The organism is Kribbella sp. NPDC058693 (genome assembly GCF_042715335.1).
In the GTDB taxonomy this organism is placed as follows: Bacteria; Actinomycetota; Actinomycetes; order Propionibacteriales; family Kribbellaceae; genus Kribbella; species Kribbella jiaozuonensis.
In genome coordinates this window covers 1,095,248-1,108,142 of the sequence record NZ_JBHXSQ010000004.1, presented here as the reverse complement: position 1 = coordinate 1,108,142, position 12,895 = coordinate 1,095,248, and the positions used below count along the sequence as shown (strand labels likewise).

Below are 12,895 nucleotides of genomic sequence, written 5' to 3'. Positions count from 1 at the left end.
CGGCCATAAATCGCGCGAACAGCCGCCCGCGTTACACCTTCTGCAACTTCCTGCAATTTCAGGCTGCGCGGGTCTACGGTTGGCGCGGTGATCCGGATCGATTCCTACGACCCTGCGTGGGCCAACCGCTTCACCGAGCTCGGCCTGTCGCTGCGCTCGGCCCTCGGCGATGTCGCCGTCCGAATCGACCACATCGGCTCCACCGCCGTCCCCGGCCTGGCCGCCAAACCGATCATCGACATCCAGATCTCGGTCTCGTCACTGGAACCGGTCGAGCCGTTCCGGATGCCGCTGGAAGCCCTTGGATACGTATACCGCCCCGACAACCCCGAACGCACCAAACGCTACTTCCGCGAACCACCCGGCACACCCCGCACCCACATCCACGTGCGGAAACTGGGCAGCTTCTCCCAACAGTTCCCACTACTCCTGCGCGACTACCTCCGCACGCACCCCGAGGAACTGCCACCCTACGAGACCTTGAAACGCTCCCTAGCCGCCCAACACCCCGACGACCGCACCGCCTACACCAACGCCAAACTCCCCTGGTTCTGGCAAACCATCCAACGAGCAGACACCTGGTCCCAATCAACCGGCTGGGAACCAGCCCCCACAGACGCCTGACCTAACCGAACACGATGTACCTTCCCGTGGTTGCACGGAACAGCTATCGCGCAGCGGGCGTGTTCTTCCACCACCCCAACCGATCTCACACCAGTTGGATGGGCGGTTGTTGGTGGGGACCGATAGTCTCGGGCGCCATGAGCACCTGCGTCGCCATTGCGGTGATTACCTTCAGGCGACCTGCTCTGTTGCGGGGGTTGTTGACCAGTTTGCAGGCTCAGGAGCTCCCCGCGGACTCCGATTATGCGATCCGGATCGTCGTGGTCGACAACGACGCGGACGGCTCGGCGGCGGCGGTCCTGGAGGAGTTCGGCGCGGGTACGCCGTACCCGATCCAATCGGTGGTCGAACCGGAGCCGGGAATCCCCTTCGCCCGGGAGCGATCCGTCGAGCTGTGCTGGAACGACGACGCCCTGATCTTCGTCGACGACGACGAGACCGCGCCCGCCGGCTGGCTCAAAACGCTCCTCCTGGCCTGGGAGACGACCGGCGCCGACGTCGTCACCGGCCCCGTGAAGGGCAACCTCCCGCCCGGCGCCCCGCCCTGGAACCACTACAGCGACGTCCACGACTCGACCGGCAAGCACACCACCGGCGAGGAACTCCGCAAGGCGTACACGAACAACACCCTGGTCAGCCGCCGCGTTTACCACGCAGTCACGCCCGGATTCCACCCCGCGTTCCGCTACACCGGCTCCAGCGACCTGCACTTCTTCCTCCGCGTGCACCGCGCCGGCTTCCGCATCGTCTGGTGCGAGGAGGCGTGCATCGCCGAGGAGGTGCCCGTCGGCCGGACCACACTCCGCTGGCTGGTACGCCGTGCCTTCCGCTCCGGCTCCGGCGACACCATCAGCCGCCTGCTGATCCGCCCGGGCGCGATCAGCTACGTACTCGTGCTGGCCTATGCTTCGGCCCGGGTGATCTCGGCGATCGGGTTCGCCCTCGCCGGGCTGCTGCTCGGCCGGAAGACGCACCTGCTGAAGGCAGTCCGCCGGTTCTTCTCGGGCGTCGGCAGTCTCGCGGGGATAGTAGGGATCAACCATGACGAGTACCGGGAACGGCACGGGTCCGGCGACGGCCCCGGGCCGGCCGACGGTGGCGGAGCTGTGCCGGGCGATCTGGCAGGTGGAGACGGACCTGGGGCTGCTCGAGTGGCAGACCCGAGGCGCTCACCCGTGGCCGATCATCCGGATGCGCGTCTTCCATGAGCTGACCCGCCGCACCGGCATCCACGGCGCACCCCATCCGGTACGGCGTACGCCGTACGACAAGGCGGCCCTGGTCGCGAAGCATGTCGCCGGGATCGTCACCCGCTCCCCGTTCCCCGGCCGGTACGACGCCCTCGTCGTACCGCATCCGCGGAAACCGAACGGTGTCGAGATCTACACCGACGAACTCCGCAAGACGCTCGGCGACAACGCCCTGATCCTCGACTCAGGCATCAACGGCACCCCGCTCCCCGGCAGCAAGAACCTCGACTTCTTCACGTCCGCCGCCGGCGCGATCCATCCCCGCACGACAGACGATCGAGGCATCGGCAGCGCGCTCGAGAAACTCACCGGTGTCCGCGTCCCGGTCGGCGCGATCCTCGCCCGCGAAGTCCCGAAGCACCTGCGACTGCGCGCCCTGTACCGAGCCCTGCTCAAGCGGCACCGGATCAAGACCGTGTACGTCGTCGTCGCGTACTTCCACCAGCACATCGTCGGTGCCGCGCGCGACCTCGGGATCCGCGTCGTCGAGCTGCAGCACGGCGCGATCAGCCCGTTCCACCTCGGCTACAGCTACCCGGGCCGGCCGATGGTCGCGGACCAGCCGGACGACCTGTGGTGCTTCGGGTCGTACTGGACCGACGTCGCAGACCTGCCCGCGGGGATGCGGACCGAGGTGATCGGCGCGACGTTCCTGCCGAAGCCCGGGCCGAAGGATCCGAACCGTGTCGTGTTCCTCTCGCAGGGGACCGTCGGGGCGGAACTGATCCGTACGGCGGACGCCGTCGCGAAGCAGCATCCCGAGCTGGAGATCGTCTACCGCCTCCACCCGAGCGAGCGCCCCGAGGACTACACCATCCCGGCCGGCCTACAGCTATCGACCGGCGGCAGCACGCTCGACCTGCTCGCCACCGCGACGTACCAGGTCGGCGTCTCGACGACCGCGCTCTTCGAGGGCATGGCGCTCGGCTGCCGTACGGCGGTCGCCGACCTCCCCGGCCACGAGTACCTGGACCCGGCGATCGCGAAAGGCCACGCAGCGCTGATGACACGGCCCGCCGAACTCACCCAGGCACCGCTGTGCGACGACCCCAGCAGCTACTACGCGCCAAACAACCTCTCACGGCTCGCGGCCCAGCAACCCCAGTAGCCGGTCCTGCAGGGGAGCTTCCGGCGGAACAGGTACCTCGGCGCCGTACACCTCGATGCCCTCGCCGAAGGCGCCTGGCGTCCGGTACTTCGCCATCAGGTCCGGTGGGATCGCGACCGCCGTCGCCCAGAGCCGTTCGATGTCGGCCGGCTCGATCGTCTCGTCCTGACCGGTGGCGCGGGCCAGATCCCAGCCGTGCAGGACGAGGTCGTCGGACACCACCTGGTCGATGTGTTCCCCGGCGGTCATCCGGCCGCCGGGTGTGTCGCTCTCGGTCAACGCGGCGACGGGGTCGTCCAGTACGTCCTCGATCGCGGCGCGCGCTTCCTGGAACGCGGTGAGCGGATCGTCCGCCGGCGTCAGCTTCCGTGCGACCGGGATCAGCATCACGCCGTGCATCGTGACGACGTGCTCGACCACGTCCCGCGCGGTCCATTTCGCGCACGGCGACTGGTTCTCCCACTCGTCCGGCGCCACGGCGGCAACCTTCCGCTCGAACGCATCGGCCCGCCGCCGGTACCGCTCCGCGATCTCGCTCATGCCCGCATAGTGCCGTTCACACCCGCCCGGCGGAAGGTCTGCGCGGCTAACGACAGGAGGTAGTCGGTCTCGGCACGCGGGGCTGAGCGCTGGGCGGGCGCGGATCCATGACTACCTCCTGTCGTTGGCGGCGAAGACTGTCGGTGGGGACTCCTAGGGTCGTTGGCGTGCGGATGGTTGAGCTGGGGCGAACGGGGTTGCGGGTCAGCGAGCTGGGGTTGGGGCTCGCCTCGATCGGTGGGATGTTCGCCGCGGTTCCGCAGCAGCAGGCGGTGGCGACGATCGATCGGGCCTGGGAGCTGGGGGTTCGGCTGTTCGACACCGCGCCGGTCTATGGGTACGGGTTGTCCGAGCAGCGGACCGGTCTCGCCCTGCGCGGTCGATCACGCGGCGAGTTCGTGCTCTGCAGCAAGGTCGGGCGACTGATCGAGCCGGGCGGCCCGGATCTGCAGCCGATCTGGGCCGAGCCGCCGGCCGGGCTCGGGCCGAGACTCGACTACTCGTACGTCGCAACAATCCGCTCGCTCGAGGCGAGCCTGGAGCGGATGGGCATCGACCGGATCGACATCCTGCACATCCACGACCCCGATCTCGACTACCTCACCGCGTCCACGGAGGCGTTCCGGGCACTCACCGAGCTCCGCGGGCGCGGCACGATCGGGGCGATCTCGCTCGGCGTCAACCACGCGGACGTCGCGGCGCGCTTCCTCCGCGAGACCGAAGGAATCGACTGCGTCCTGCTCGCCGGGCGGTACACGCTCCTCGACCAGACCGGTGAGGACGAGCTCCTGCCGCTGTGCGAGAAGCGCGGCGTCGCCGTGCTCGCGGCCGGGGTGTTCCAGGGCGGTGTCCTCGCCGACACCGCGGACGGCGCGCCGCACGGGTACGAGCGGGTCCCGAAGGACGTGCTCCGACGCATCGACGTACTGCGTGCGCTGTGCCGACGGTACGACGTACCGCTGCTGGCGGCTGCGGTGCAGTTCCCGTTGACGCATCCCGCCGTACCGGCCGTGGTTGTCGGGGCGCGGAGCCCGCGGGAGATCACCGAGATCGCGGCGTGGCTCGATTACGAGATCCCCGATGCGTTCTGGGGCGCACTAAGGTCTCGGCTATGAGGTACATGCTGCTGCACAAGACCAATGACAGTCTCGAGGCGGGCAACCCGCCCGATCCGGAGATCCTCGAGCGGGCCGACGCCGTACTCGAGGAGATGCGTCAGGCCGGGGTGCTGGTGCTCGGCGAGGGGCTGATGCCGAGTTCGCGGGGTGCGCGGGTCACGTTCCCGGTGCCGGGTCAGCCGCGGGTGATCGACGGCCCGTTCGCGGAGACCAAGGAGCTCGTCGCGGGGGTCTCGATCATCCGCGTCGACTCCAAGGAGGAAGCCGTCCAGTGGGCCCTCCGCTTCGCCGAGGCCGACCCGTATACCCCGATCGACATCCTGGAGATCGCCGGCTAACGCTTCATGTGCAGGATCGGGTACGGCTTGCCGGTCGTGTCGTGCTCGCTGCGTGAAACCACCCGGAAACCGTGGCGCTCGTAGAAGCCGATCGCCTGCGGGTTCTGCTCGTTGACGTCGACCGCGACCGCAGCAAACGAAGCGAACGCGTGCTCCAGCAGCAGACTCCCGCCGCCCTGGCCGCGGTACTCCGGGTCGAGGAACAGCATCTCGACGTTACCGTCCTCGACCCCGATGAACCCGATCAGCAACCCGTCGTCGGTGCGTAGACCCGCGAGCTGCGCGATCTCACCGAACGACGCCCGCACCAGCGGCCGGAACACATCGAGATCCGCCTCGGTGACGAAGTCGTGCGTCGCCCGGACCGACGCCTCCCACAACTCGGCGGCGCGGTCGTACTCGTCGGGCCGGATCTCGCTCACGTTCATGTCGCCCACGGTCGCATCCGCCTCCGGGCGGTGTCAGGCGAATTACCTGGCGATTACGCCCTCTTCGGCGACCACCAGCGAGTCGATGGCTGCGAAGAACCTCGCGATACCCGGCAGGTTCGGGCCCTTCTCGCGCGACGTCGCGAAGTCTTCCGGTGTCGCCCAGTCGACGATGTCCAGCCACTCGTTGTCGGGCAGTTGCACCAGCCGCGCGCCCAGGAAGCCGGCGCGATCGGCCTCGAAGTCCTTGAGCATGTCGGCGCGAGCGGCGAGCAGTTCCTCGGTCTTCTCGGCCAGCACGCGGAAGCGGGTCAGTTCGACGGTGGTCATCGGATTCCTTTCACGTCAGGTTGGTAGAGGCCCAGCTGGTGATGTCCTCGTGCCGGATCGCCGCGGCCATCAAGTCCGGGAACAGGTCCGGTGTGCAGGCAAACGTGGGTACGCCGAGATCCGCCAGCGCCGCCGCGTTCTCGGCGTCGTACGACGGGGTGCCCGAGTCCGCCAACGCCAGCAGAGCAATCACCTGTACGCCGGACTCCACCAAGGAACGCGCCCGGCGCAGCATCTCTTCCCGGACGCCGCCCTCGTACAGGTCGGAGATCAGTACGAGCACCGTCTCGGCCGGCTTCGTCACGAGGTCCTCGCAGTACGCCAGCGCCCGGTTGATATCCGTGCCGCCGCCCAACTGCGTCCCGAACAGCACGTCGACCGGATCCTCGAGCTGGTCCGTCAGGTCGACGACGGCAGTGTCGAAGACGACCAGCGAAGTCCGCAACGTGCGGATCGAGCCGAGCACCGCACCGAACAGCGAGGCGTAGACGACCGACTCCGCCATCGATCCCGACTGGTCGATCGCGAGCACGATGTCCCGCTGCACGCTGTGGTTGCGGCGCGCGTACCCCACCAACCGGTCCGGCACGATCGTCCCCAGCGTCGGCGAGAAATGCTTCAGGTTGATCCGGATCGTCCGGTCCCAGTCGATGTCCGAGTGCCGCGGCCGCGTCGTACGCCCGGCCCGATCAAGGGCACCCGTCACCGCAGCTCTCGTGCGCTCCGCCAATCGTGCTTCGAGCTCGGCGACCACCCGGCCGACCACGTCGCGCGCGGTCTGCTTGGTCTCCTCGGGCATCACCTCGTTCAGCGCGAGCAGCGTGCTGACCAGGTGTACGTCGGGCTCGACCGCGCCGAGCAGTTCGGGCTCCATCAGCATCCGCGTGATGCCGAGCCGCTCGACCGCATCCCGCTGCATGACCTGTACGACGGTGCTCGGGAAGTACTGCCGGATATCGCCCAACCACCTGGCCACTCGCGGCGCCGACGAACCCAACCCGGACGACCGCTGACTGCCCGACTCGCCTTCTCCGGCGTCGTACAGCGCGGCCAACGCGGCGTCGACGGAGCGGTCCTCGGCCGACAGCGTCGTACCTGTCTCCTCCTCGGCCTCGCCACCCAGCACGAGCCGCCAGCGTCGCATCCGCTCGTCGTTCATGAGACCCCCAGCAACTGCGCGACGACCGGCAAGGCAGTCGCCGCCAGCTCGGCGTCAAGGTCGTTGTCGTCGGCAACCACCAGCGACGCCGGATCAGCAAGTACCCGTGCCCGCGCGCCGATCGAACGCCGCTCCGGCGCCGCGAACGTCCCGAACGTACGCCGCAACAACGGCAGCACCTCCACGAACGCATCGTCCGGGATCGCGCCCAGCCATTCATCCACCAGCGCCAGCAGCCGCTCGTCGTGCACCAGCAACAACCCGCCACCGGCGAGGAACCCCTCGACGTACCCGGCCGCCTCGGCTGTCGCAGTACCGGGAGACAACGCCCGCCCCAACCGCAGCGCGACCTCGTGATCCGGCAGCCGCGACGTGTCCATCATCAACCGCGTCAACCGCCCGCGGATCAGCGGCGGCACGGAGGTTCGATCGCTCAACCCCTCCAACGTGTTCAGCCACTCCGCCCGCACGTCCTCGGCCAGCAGCACGGTCGCGTCCTGCACCCCGTCGATCAGCTCCTGTACGGCGGCAGCCGCATCCGGGTCAAGCCCGTGGACCGTCCGCGCGAGCCCCGCACATACTCGCGACACCATCCGCCCCGCGACCGAGGCCAGCCCGGCCGTGTCGGTCCCGCGTACGTCGCCGTACCGGGAGGCTCGCGCCAGAGCTGGAAGCGCCGCCATCAGGTGACCGACATCGGCGTCGGCGGCCGCGCGGGTGTCGATCCCTTGCAGCAAAGACGGAAGTGCGTCCGCGAGATCGGCGAGCAACGACCTCTCGAGCGCGGCCGTGACGTCGGCGAGCGTTGTCGAGTCGGCCGCCTTCAGCATCACGGTCGTCGCGGCGCCGAGCACCGTCGTACCGTGGGCGCCTGCGGCAACCAACTCGACCTCGAGCCCTGGATCCCAGGCCAGCCGCCACCTTTCCCGGAACGTGCCTTGCGCCCGCCGTTCGTCGACGGCCGGCACACCCCAGTGCACACCGAGAATCCTCAACCTGTGCAGGAGTCTGGACTTCTCCAGATCGTTCGACTTCCGCAGATCAAGCTCGATCACGCGCTCGGTCGCGTCCCGCTTCATCCGCAACCGCCGCGCCTGCGCCGCCAGATCCGCCGCGACCGGCGCCTGGGGCGTCTCTCCCGGAACCGATCCGAGCAACTCACCGACGACTGCTTCTCGCGTCACAAGATCCAGCAGTACGTCGTTCCCGCCACAGAGGACTGCCCGTGTCGCCTCGGTCACCTCGCTCAGGCCGGCGAGCGGGCGTTCTCTCAATGCCGCAAGGGTGTCCGCGAGTCGCACCGCCTCGATCACGTGTGCGCTGGAGACGGGAAGATCCTCCTCCCGCAGTACCTGGGCGACCTTGGACAGCCAGCGCGTGGTGATCTGATCTGGCGCGGTGAAGAGGTGGTGATACCAGCCAGGTGACGTGATGCCGGCGCCGTACCCGCTCGTTGCCGACAATCGCCCGTGCGTCCAGGGCACCCAGGTGCAGGCGATCTTCCGCTTCGGCAAGCCCCTGAGGATCCGCTGATCATGTGTTGCTGGAGGCAACGGAAGGTCGAGCGCGGGGACATGCCAGGCGCCGCAGACCACGGCGATCCGTTCGAAGCCCTCCCGGATCGCCTTCCGCAGGACCGTCCGCATGTACGCCTCGCGTTGCGCTTCGCGACCCGTCGCTTCCGAATCGCGCCGCAGTTCGCGCATTGCGTCGGCGATCACCGTGAACGGCTCGGCGCCGTCGCGTCGCGACTCGATCACGTCGTCCCACCAGCGCTCGGGATCGTCGTACCCGCCCGCCTCGGCCAGCGTCGCCAGCGGATCCATCGACACAGAACGCCCACCGGAAGACGCGAACTGTTGCGCCGCCGGCAGGTCGCAGAACCGCACCGGGATCCCCGCCGCCAGCCCGTACTTGATCGCCTGCCACTCGGGGCTGAACACGGCGAAGGGCCAGAACGCGGCCCGCGTCGAGTCGTCGACGGCATACGCGAGGAGTGCGACCGGCGGCTCCATCTCCTCCGAAGCCGCGAGCTCGACGATCTTGTCGGCCTCCGGCGGTCCCTCGATCACCACGATGTCAGGCTGGAGCTCGGCCAGCGCGGTCGCCACCGCACGTGCCGACCCCGGCCCGTGGTGCCGGATCCCGAGCAGGTGAACGGTCATCCGGAAATCTCTCGGCAGGCCCGGTAGAACGGCGCCCAGTCGTCTCGCTCGCGCACCACTGTCTCGAGGTACTCCGACCACACGACCCGATCCGCGGCGGGGTCCTTGACGACCGCGCCGAGGATGCCGCCGGCAACATCTGTCGGCCGTAGTACGCCGTCGCCGAAGTGGGCCGCGAGGGCGAGACCGCCGGTCACCACACTGATCGCCTCCGCGGTCGACAGAGTTGCGGACGGGGACTTGACCGCCGTACGGCCGTCCTCGGTCCGGCCGGAGCGCAGCTCACGGAAGATCGTCACCACGCGGCGGATCTCGTCGAGCGCGTCGTCCGGCTGCGGGAGCTCCAGGGCCGAACCGAGCTGCGCGACCCGCCGCGAGACGATCTCGACCTCGTCGTCCGCGGATTCGGGCAGCGGGAGGACGACGGTGTTGAACCGCCGGCGCAGCGCGGACGAGAGCTCGTTGACGCCCTTGTCGCGATCGTTGGCGGTGGCAATGACGTTGAATCCCTTGCGGGCCTGGACTTCCGTGGCCAGCTCGGCGATCGGCAGCGACTTCTCGGACAGGATCGTGATCAGCGCATCCTGTACGTCGGAGGGCATGCGCGTGAGCTCTTCGATCCGGGCGATCTTCGCCTCGGCCATCGCGCGCTGCACCGGACTCGGCACGAGCGCGGCCTCACTGGGGCCCTGGGCAATCAACTGGGCGTAGTTCCACCCGTACCGGATCGCTTCCTCCGCGGTTCCCGCCGTACCTTGCACGAGCAGCGTCGAGTCCCCGCTGATCGCGGCGGCGAGATGCTCGCTCACCCAGGTCTTCGCCGTTCCCGGTACGCCGAGCAGCAGGAGGGCGCGATCCGTCGCCAGGGTGGCGACTGCGACCTCGACCAGGCGGCGCGGGCCGACGTACTTGGGTGAGATCTCGGTGTCGCCCGCCTTGCCGCCGAGCAGATACGTGACGACCGCCGCCGGCGACATCTGCCAGGCGGGCGGACGCGGTTTGTCGTCGGTGTCTCTGAGCGCTTGCAGCTCGTCGGCGTACTCGACTTCCGCGTGGGGGCGAAGGACTTCAGTTGTCATGAGAGCTCCTCGTACATTTCACGGCGGAAGGTCAAGGTCTCCACCAGGCGGCGACGCCAGGTGTCTTCCTCGCCGGTGGCTTCGCGGGTGATCGGATGATTGAGTACGTCGGGCGGTACGGCGCGGGCCGCGGTGCTCGCGAGCCGGGCCCAGGCGCGGTTGGAGCCGACCTTGGCGAGCTGGTCGAGGATCATGTTCGCGAGCGACTCCGGCCAGGGGACGGGCAGGCCGCCGACGAGTTCGGTGACGTCCACGGTTGTCCGCAGTACGTCGACTGCGCGGGCCCATTCGTCGGCTGGCAGCAATCGCAGCAGCTCTGCGGGACTGCGGTCTCCGGTCGAGGCTTCCGACCGGAGGAGGGCTCGAGCCCACTCGGCGGAACCTTCGCGGATGGCGGCCTCGGTCCATGCGGCTTGGAGGATGTCGGGTGCGCAGCCTTCGACCGGTGTCTGCAGCCAGGCGAGGTCCATCGCCGACAACGGTGTGTTGGCAACGATCTGCAGGAACCACCAGGCTCGCTTGCCGATGCCTTCCGGGTTCTGCGAGTCGATGCCGTCGCGTTCCATCGACTGCGAGAGCCGTTTCGGCAGGTCGACCGCGAGCACACCCTGGCTCTCGACGAGATGTGCGTGGAGGCGTTCGACCATGCGTTCGCCGTACTGCGATCCCGGTATGCGCGCGAGCAGGCGCGCAGCGCCTCGGCGTACCTCACGGGAACGGTCGTCGAGGGCCGACTCCAGGAAATCCTCGTCCGGCAAGGACAAACCGTCCGCGAGGAGGCCGAGGAAGTCGGCTCGGGTGGCGGCGGACTCGGTCGGCCAGACCTCCGCGAGCGCCTCACGGGCCGCGTCAGGGTCCTGGCTGCGGAGGGTACGGAGCCAGGTCCGGCGCTGGATCGCGTTGCCGTGCGTCCACAACTCGGGATCGTTGCTCTCAGCAACGGCGGCGTGGAGGTAACGCCAATCGGGATTGAGATCGGCCAGCCAACGAGCGCGTCGGCCGGCGGCTGCGATCACGAGTGGACGGTACTCCGCGCGGTTGCGGGCGTAGTCGGCGAGCGCCGGGAGGTGCTCGGGTGGGACGCCCCAACCGTGTGCGTCGGCGGTGCGCAACCACTCGCCGAGCGCCGAGGTCTGGAATCCGCCGAGCATCGCAGCCAGCCGGCGGATCGCGACCGGACGCGGCAGCGGTCGATCTTCGCCGGGTGCGGCAGGGATCGGTGCGAGTTCGCGGAGGGGCTTGCGGCCGGCGCGTTTGTAGACGGTCGCGAGCGCGGCTGCGTCGAGGAGACCGCCGTCGCCGAGGCGCTCCTGGATGTGCTCGGGGAGCTCCTCGAAGTGTGCGGGCCTCCGGTCAGTGCCGAGGAGCGCGGAGCTGACGAGACCGTCCCAGCCCTTCATAGGATCACCGGCCGATCGTTCTGCCAGCAGGTCATCGGGCGGAGGCCCGCGCGGTTCCACTCACCGGCGACTGTGATGGGGTCGCCGGCCGATACCGCGAGGAGCTTCCAGGCATCCCATCCCGGCAGCAGCTCCAGCGCGTCGCCGTCCGCATCCACCAACGCCCATCCGTCACCGTGACGGGCCGGTCGTACATCCTGGAGCACCAGCGGCCACCGTTCGTTCCACGGGTCGGCGGCGAGGGATTCGACGTACGACGCGAGCGCTTGACGGGCTGTGAAACCGGCCGGGCGTGGTGCGGGCATGCGGGGATCGGTCTGCGTGAGGAGGGCCCGCATCGGGAGGGCGCCAGGGTAGAACGAGAGCGTGCCGGGGACGTACTCGCCAGGGCGGGCCGGGAGTGGGTCCAGCGGGCGACCGGCGGCGGCGAACGTGAGGATGAGGCCGAGGCGGCCAGTTGTTGCCCCGCGCAACCAGACGCGGCGGACGGTGAGGCGGTCGTCGGGCTCGATCACGCGGCCGAGTACCAGCCAGTCGTCCTGGACCTTCTCGCCGTCGGCCAGGACCCGGGCTGTCTCGGTCGACCAGCCGATCCGGGTCTGCACGGTGTCGGCGAGCGACGGCGGGAGGTCGGCGAGGCGGTCGTGTGCGGAGACGATGAGGTGGACGAGGGAGAGCTCTTCGAGCAGTTCGCCCGGCCATCCGTGGCCGCGTCCGACGACGCCCGCTGCACGGCGTACTGCTCCTGCGACTCCTGGCGCCTGGGCGTCGACCATGCGTGCGGCTAGGCGGCTGAGCTCTGTGTACGCACGCTGGTCGAATCCGCCGAGGCCGAGACGGACCTGGTCGTCCAGCCAGCCTTTCAGCTCGGCCATGCCGCTCGAGACCCGATCGGCACGACGCGAGGCACGCTGTTGAGCGGCTATCGGATCGGCTACCTCGCCCGGCTTCCGCTCCGGTTGGTCGGCCCGGGCGGCGCGCTGGTCCACCCAGGTCTTCACCCAGTCGACCTCGTCGGCCGGCCGCACCTCACCGGTGGCCGACAGCAGCATCAGGCCGAGCGCGTGCTTGCAGGGGAACTTGCGGCTGGGGCAGGAGCATTTGTACGCCGGGCCGCTCAGGTCGACGGCGGTCTGGTACGGCTGCTTGCCGCTGCCCTGGCACAGCCCCCAGACGGCGCGCTCGGAGGACCCGGTCTCCGACCATTTGGCTGCGCGAGCCTGCGCCTGCGCAGCCTTCGCGGACGCAGCATCAGGCGCCAGCCCCAGCACCTGCTCTACGTCCCACAACCCCACACCACTCCCTCACCACCGTCCCTACCCGAAGCATGCCACCCACCCCCGACAACCCACCCAC

The 12,895-nt window shown here is 69.1% G+C and carries 13 protein-coding genes; 5 read left to right on the top strand and 8 right to left on the bottom strand.

The features are described from left to right. Positions 1-87 precede the first annotated feature (87 nt). From ACFWUU_RS31675 to ACFWUU_RS31665, 3 genes are all read left to right on the top strand, one after another. Complete coding sequence (locus tag ACFWUU_RS31675; RefSeq protein ID WP_380180949.1) at positions 88-624, top strand: GrpB family protein; 537 nt, start codon at positions 88-90, stop codon at positions 622-624. Between the two features lie 137 nt (positions 625-761). Further along, positions 762-1,832: a glycosyltransferase gene (locus tag ACFWUU_RS31670; RefSeq protein WP_380180947.1), complete on the top strand. Its 1,071-nt coding sequence runs from the start codon at positions 762-764 to the stop codon at positions 1,830-1,832. After that, on the top strand, positions 1,816-2,982 hold the full coding sequence (locus tag ACFWUU_RS31665; RefSeq protein ID WP_380181797.1) for a hypothetical protein: 1,167 nt from the start codon (positions 1,816-1,818) through the stop codon (positions 2,980-2,982). Before ACFWUU_RS31670 ends, ACFWUU_RS31665 begins: the two co-directional genes overlap by 17 nt. On the opposite strand, the gene ACFWUU_RS31660 is transcribed toward ACFWUU_RS31665, so the two are convergent. After that, positions 2,953-3,522, bottom strand: coding sequence for a TIGR03086 family metal-binding protein (locus ACFWUU_RS31660; protein ID WP_380180945.1), 570 nt, complete (start codon positions 3,520-3,522; stop codon positions 2,953-2,955). The genes ACFWUU_RS31665 and ACFWUU_RS31660 overlap by 30 nt on opposite strands. 173 nt (positions 3,523-3,695) lie before the next feature. On the opposite strand from ACFWUU_RS31660, the gene ACFWUU_RS31655 reads away from it, so the two are divergent. Beyond that, positions 3,696-4,637 (top strand): aldo/keto reductase, encoded by a 942-nt coding sequence (locus ACFWUU_RS31655; RefSeq protein ID WP_380181795.1) that lies wholly within the window; start codon positions 3,696-3,698, stop codon positions 4,635-4,637. Next, on the top strand, positions 4,634-4,978 hold the full coding sequence (locus ACFWUU_RS31650; RefSeq protein ID WP_137252283.1) for a YciI family protein: 345 nt from the start codon (positions 4,634-4,636) through the stop codon (positions 4,976-4,978). Before ACFWUU_RS31655 ends, ACFWUU_RS31650 begins: the two co-directional genes overlap by 4 nt. Here the strand turns inward: ACFWUU_RS31650 and ACFWUU_RS31645 are convergent. Genes ACFWUU_RS31645 through ACFWUU_RS31615 form a run of 7 tightly spaced genes read right to left on the bottom strand, consistent with a single transcriptional unit; the run spans position 4,975 to position 12,834 of the window. Continuing rightward, positions 4,975-5,406 (bottom strand): GNAT family N-acetyltransferase, encoded by a 432-nt coding sequence (locus ACFWUU_RS31645; protein ID WP_380180943.1) that lies wholly within the window; start codon positions 5,404-5,406, stop codon positions 4,975-4,977. The genes ACFWUU_RS31650 and ACFWUU_RS31645 overlap by 4 nt on opposite strands. 42 nt (positions 5,407-5,448) lie before the next feature. Next, positions 5,449-5,736 carry a hypothetical protein gene (locus ACFWUU_RS31640; protein WP_380180941.1) on the bottom strand — a complete coding sequence of 96 codons (288 nt, stop codon included), beginning with the start codon at positions 5,734-5,736 and terminating at the stop codon, positions 5,449-5,451. Between the two features lie 10 nt (positions 5,737-5,746). Beyond that, the gene (locus tag ACFWUU_RS31635; RefSeq protein WP_380180939.1) at positions 5,747-6,895 is read right to left on the bottom strand and encodes a VWA domain-containing protein; all 1,149 of its coding nucleotides are present in this window, start codon (positions 6,893-6,895) and stop codon (positions 5,747-5,749) included. Next, positions 6,892-9,060 (bottom strand): DUF5682 family protein, encoded by a 2,169-nt coding sequence (locus ACFWUU_RS31630; RefSeq protein WP_380180937.1) that lies wholly within the window; start codon positions 9,058-9,060, stop codon positions 6,892-6,894. The genes ACFWUU_RS31635 and ACFWUU_RS31630 overlap by 4 nt, the downstream gene beginning before the upstream one ends. Next, positions 9,057-10,139 (bottom strand): AAA family ATPase, encoded by a 1,083-nt coding sequence (locus tag ACFWUU_RS31625; protein ID WP_137252278.1) that lies wholly within the window; start codon positions 10,137-10,139, stop codon positions 9,057-9,059. The genes ACFWUU_RS31630 and ACFWUU_RS31625 overlap by 4 nt, the downstream gene beginning before the upstream one ends. Continuing rightward, complete coding sequence (locus ACFWUU_RS31620) at positions 10,136-11,539, bottom strand: DUF5691 domain-containing protein (RefSeq protein WP_380180935.1); 1,404 nt, start codon at positions 11,537-11,539, stop codon at positions 10,136-10,138. Before ACFWUU_RS31620 ends, ACFWUU_RS31625 begins: the two co-directional genes overlap by 4 nt. Then, a complete protein-coding gene (locus ACFWUU_RS31615; RefSeq protein WP_380180933.1) occupies positions 11,536-12,834 on the bottom strand; it encodes an SWIM zinc finger family protein in 1,299 nt (432 codons plus the stop codon). Before ACFWUU_RS31615 ends, ACFWUU_RS31620 begins: the two co-directional genes overlap by 4 nt. Positions 12,835-12,895: the final 61 nt, after the last annotated feature.

Excerpts from the sequence above, each read along its gene's own strand:
- ACFWUU_RS31670 (WP_380180947.1), top strand. The coding sequence starts at position 762 with ATGAGCACCTGCGTCGCCATTGCGGTGATTACCTTCAGGCGACCTGCT.
- ACFWUU_RS31665 (WP_380181797.1), top strand. The coding sequence starts at position 1,816 with ATGCGCGTCTTCCATGAGCTGACCCGCCGCACCGGCATCCACGGCGCA.
- ACFWUU_RS31660 (WP_380180945.1), bottom strand. The coding sequence starts at position 3,522 with ATGAGCGAGATCGCGGAGCGGTACCGGCGGCGGGCCGATGCGTTCGAG.
- ACFWUU_RS31655 (WP_380181795.1), top strand. The coding sequence starts at position 3,696 with ATGGTTGAGCTGGGGCGAACGGGGTTGCGGGTCAGCGAGCTGGGGTTG.
- ACFWUU_RS31650 (WP_137252283.1), top strand. The coding sequence starts at position 4,634 with ATGAGGTACATGCTGCTGCACAAGACCAATGACAGTCTCGAGGCGGGC.
- ACFWUU_RS31645 (WP_380180943.1), bottom strand. The coding sequence starts at position 5,406 with ATGAACGTGAGCGAGATCCGGCCCGACGAGTACGACCGCGCCGCCGAG.
- ACFWUU_RS31640 (WP_380180941.1), bottom strand. The coding sequence starts at position 5,736 with ATGACCACCGTCGAACTGACCCGCTTCCGCGTGCTGGCCGAGAAGACC.
- ACFWUU_RS31635 (WP_380180939.1), bottom strand. The coding sequence starts at position 6,895 with ATGAACGACGAGCGGATGCGACGCTGGCGGCTCGTGCTGGGTGGCGAG.
- ACFWUU_RS31630 (WP_380180937.1), bottom strand. The coding sequence starts at position 9,060 with ATGACCGTTCACCTGCTCGGGATCCGGCACCACGGGCCGGGGTCGGCA.
- ACFWUU_RS31625 (WP_137252278.1), bottom strand. The coding sequence starts at position 10,139 with ATGACAACTGAAGTCCTTCGCCCCCACGCGGAAGTCGAGTACGCCGAC.
- ACFWUU_RS31620 (WP_380180935.1), bottom strand. The coding sequence starts at position 11,539 with ATGAAGGGCTGGGACGGTCTCGTCAGCTCCGCGCTCCTCGGCACTGAC.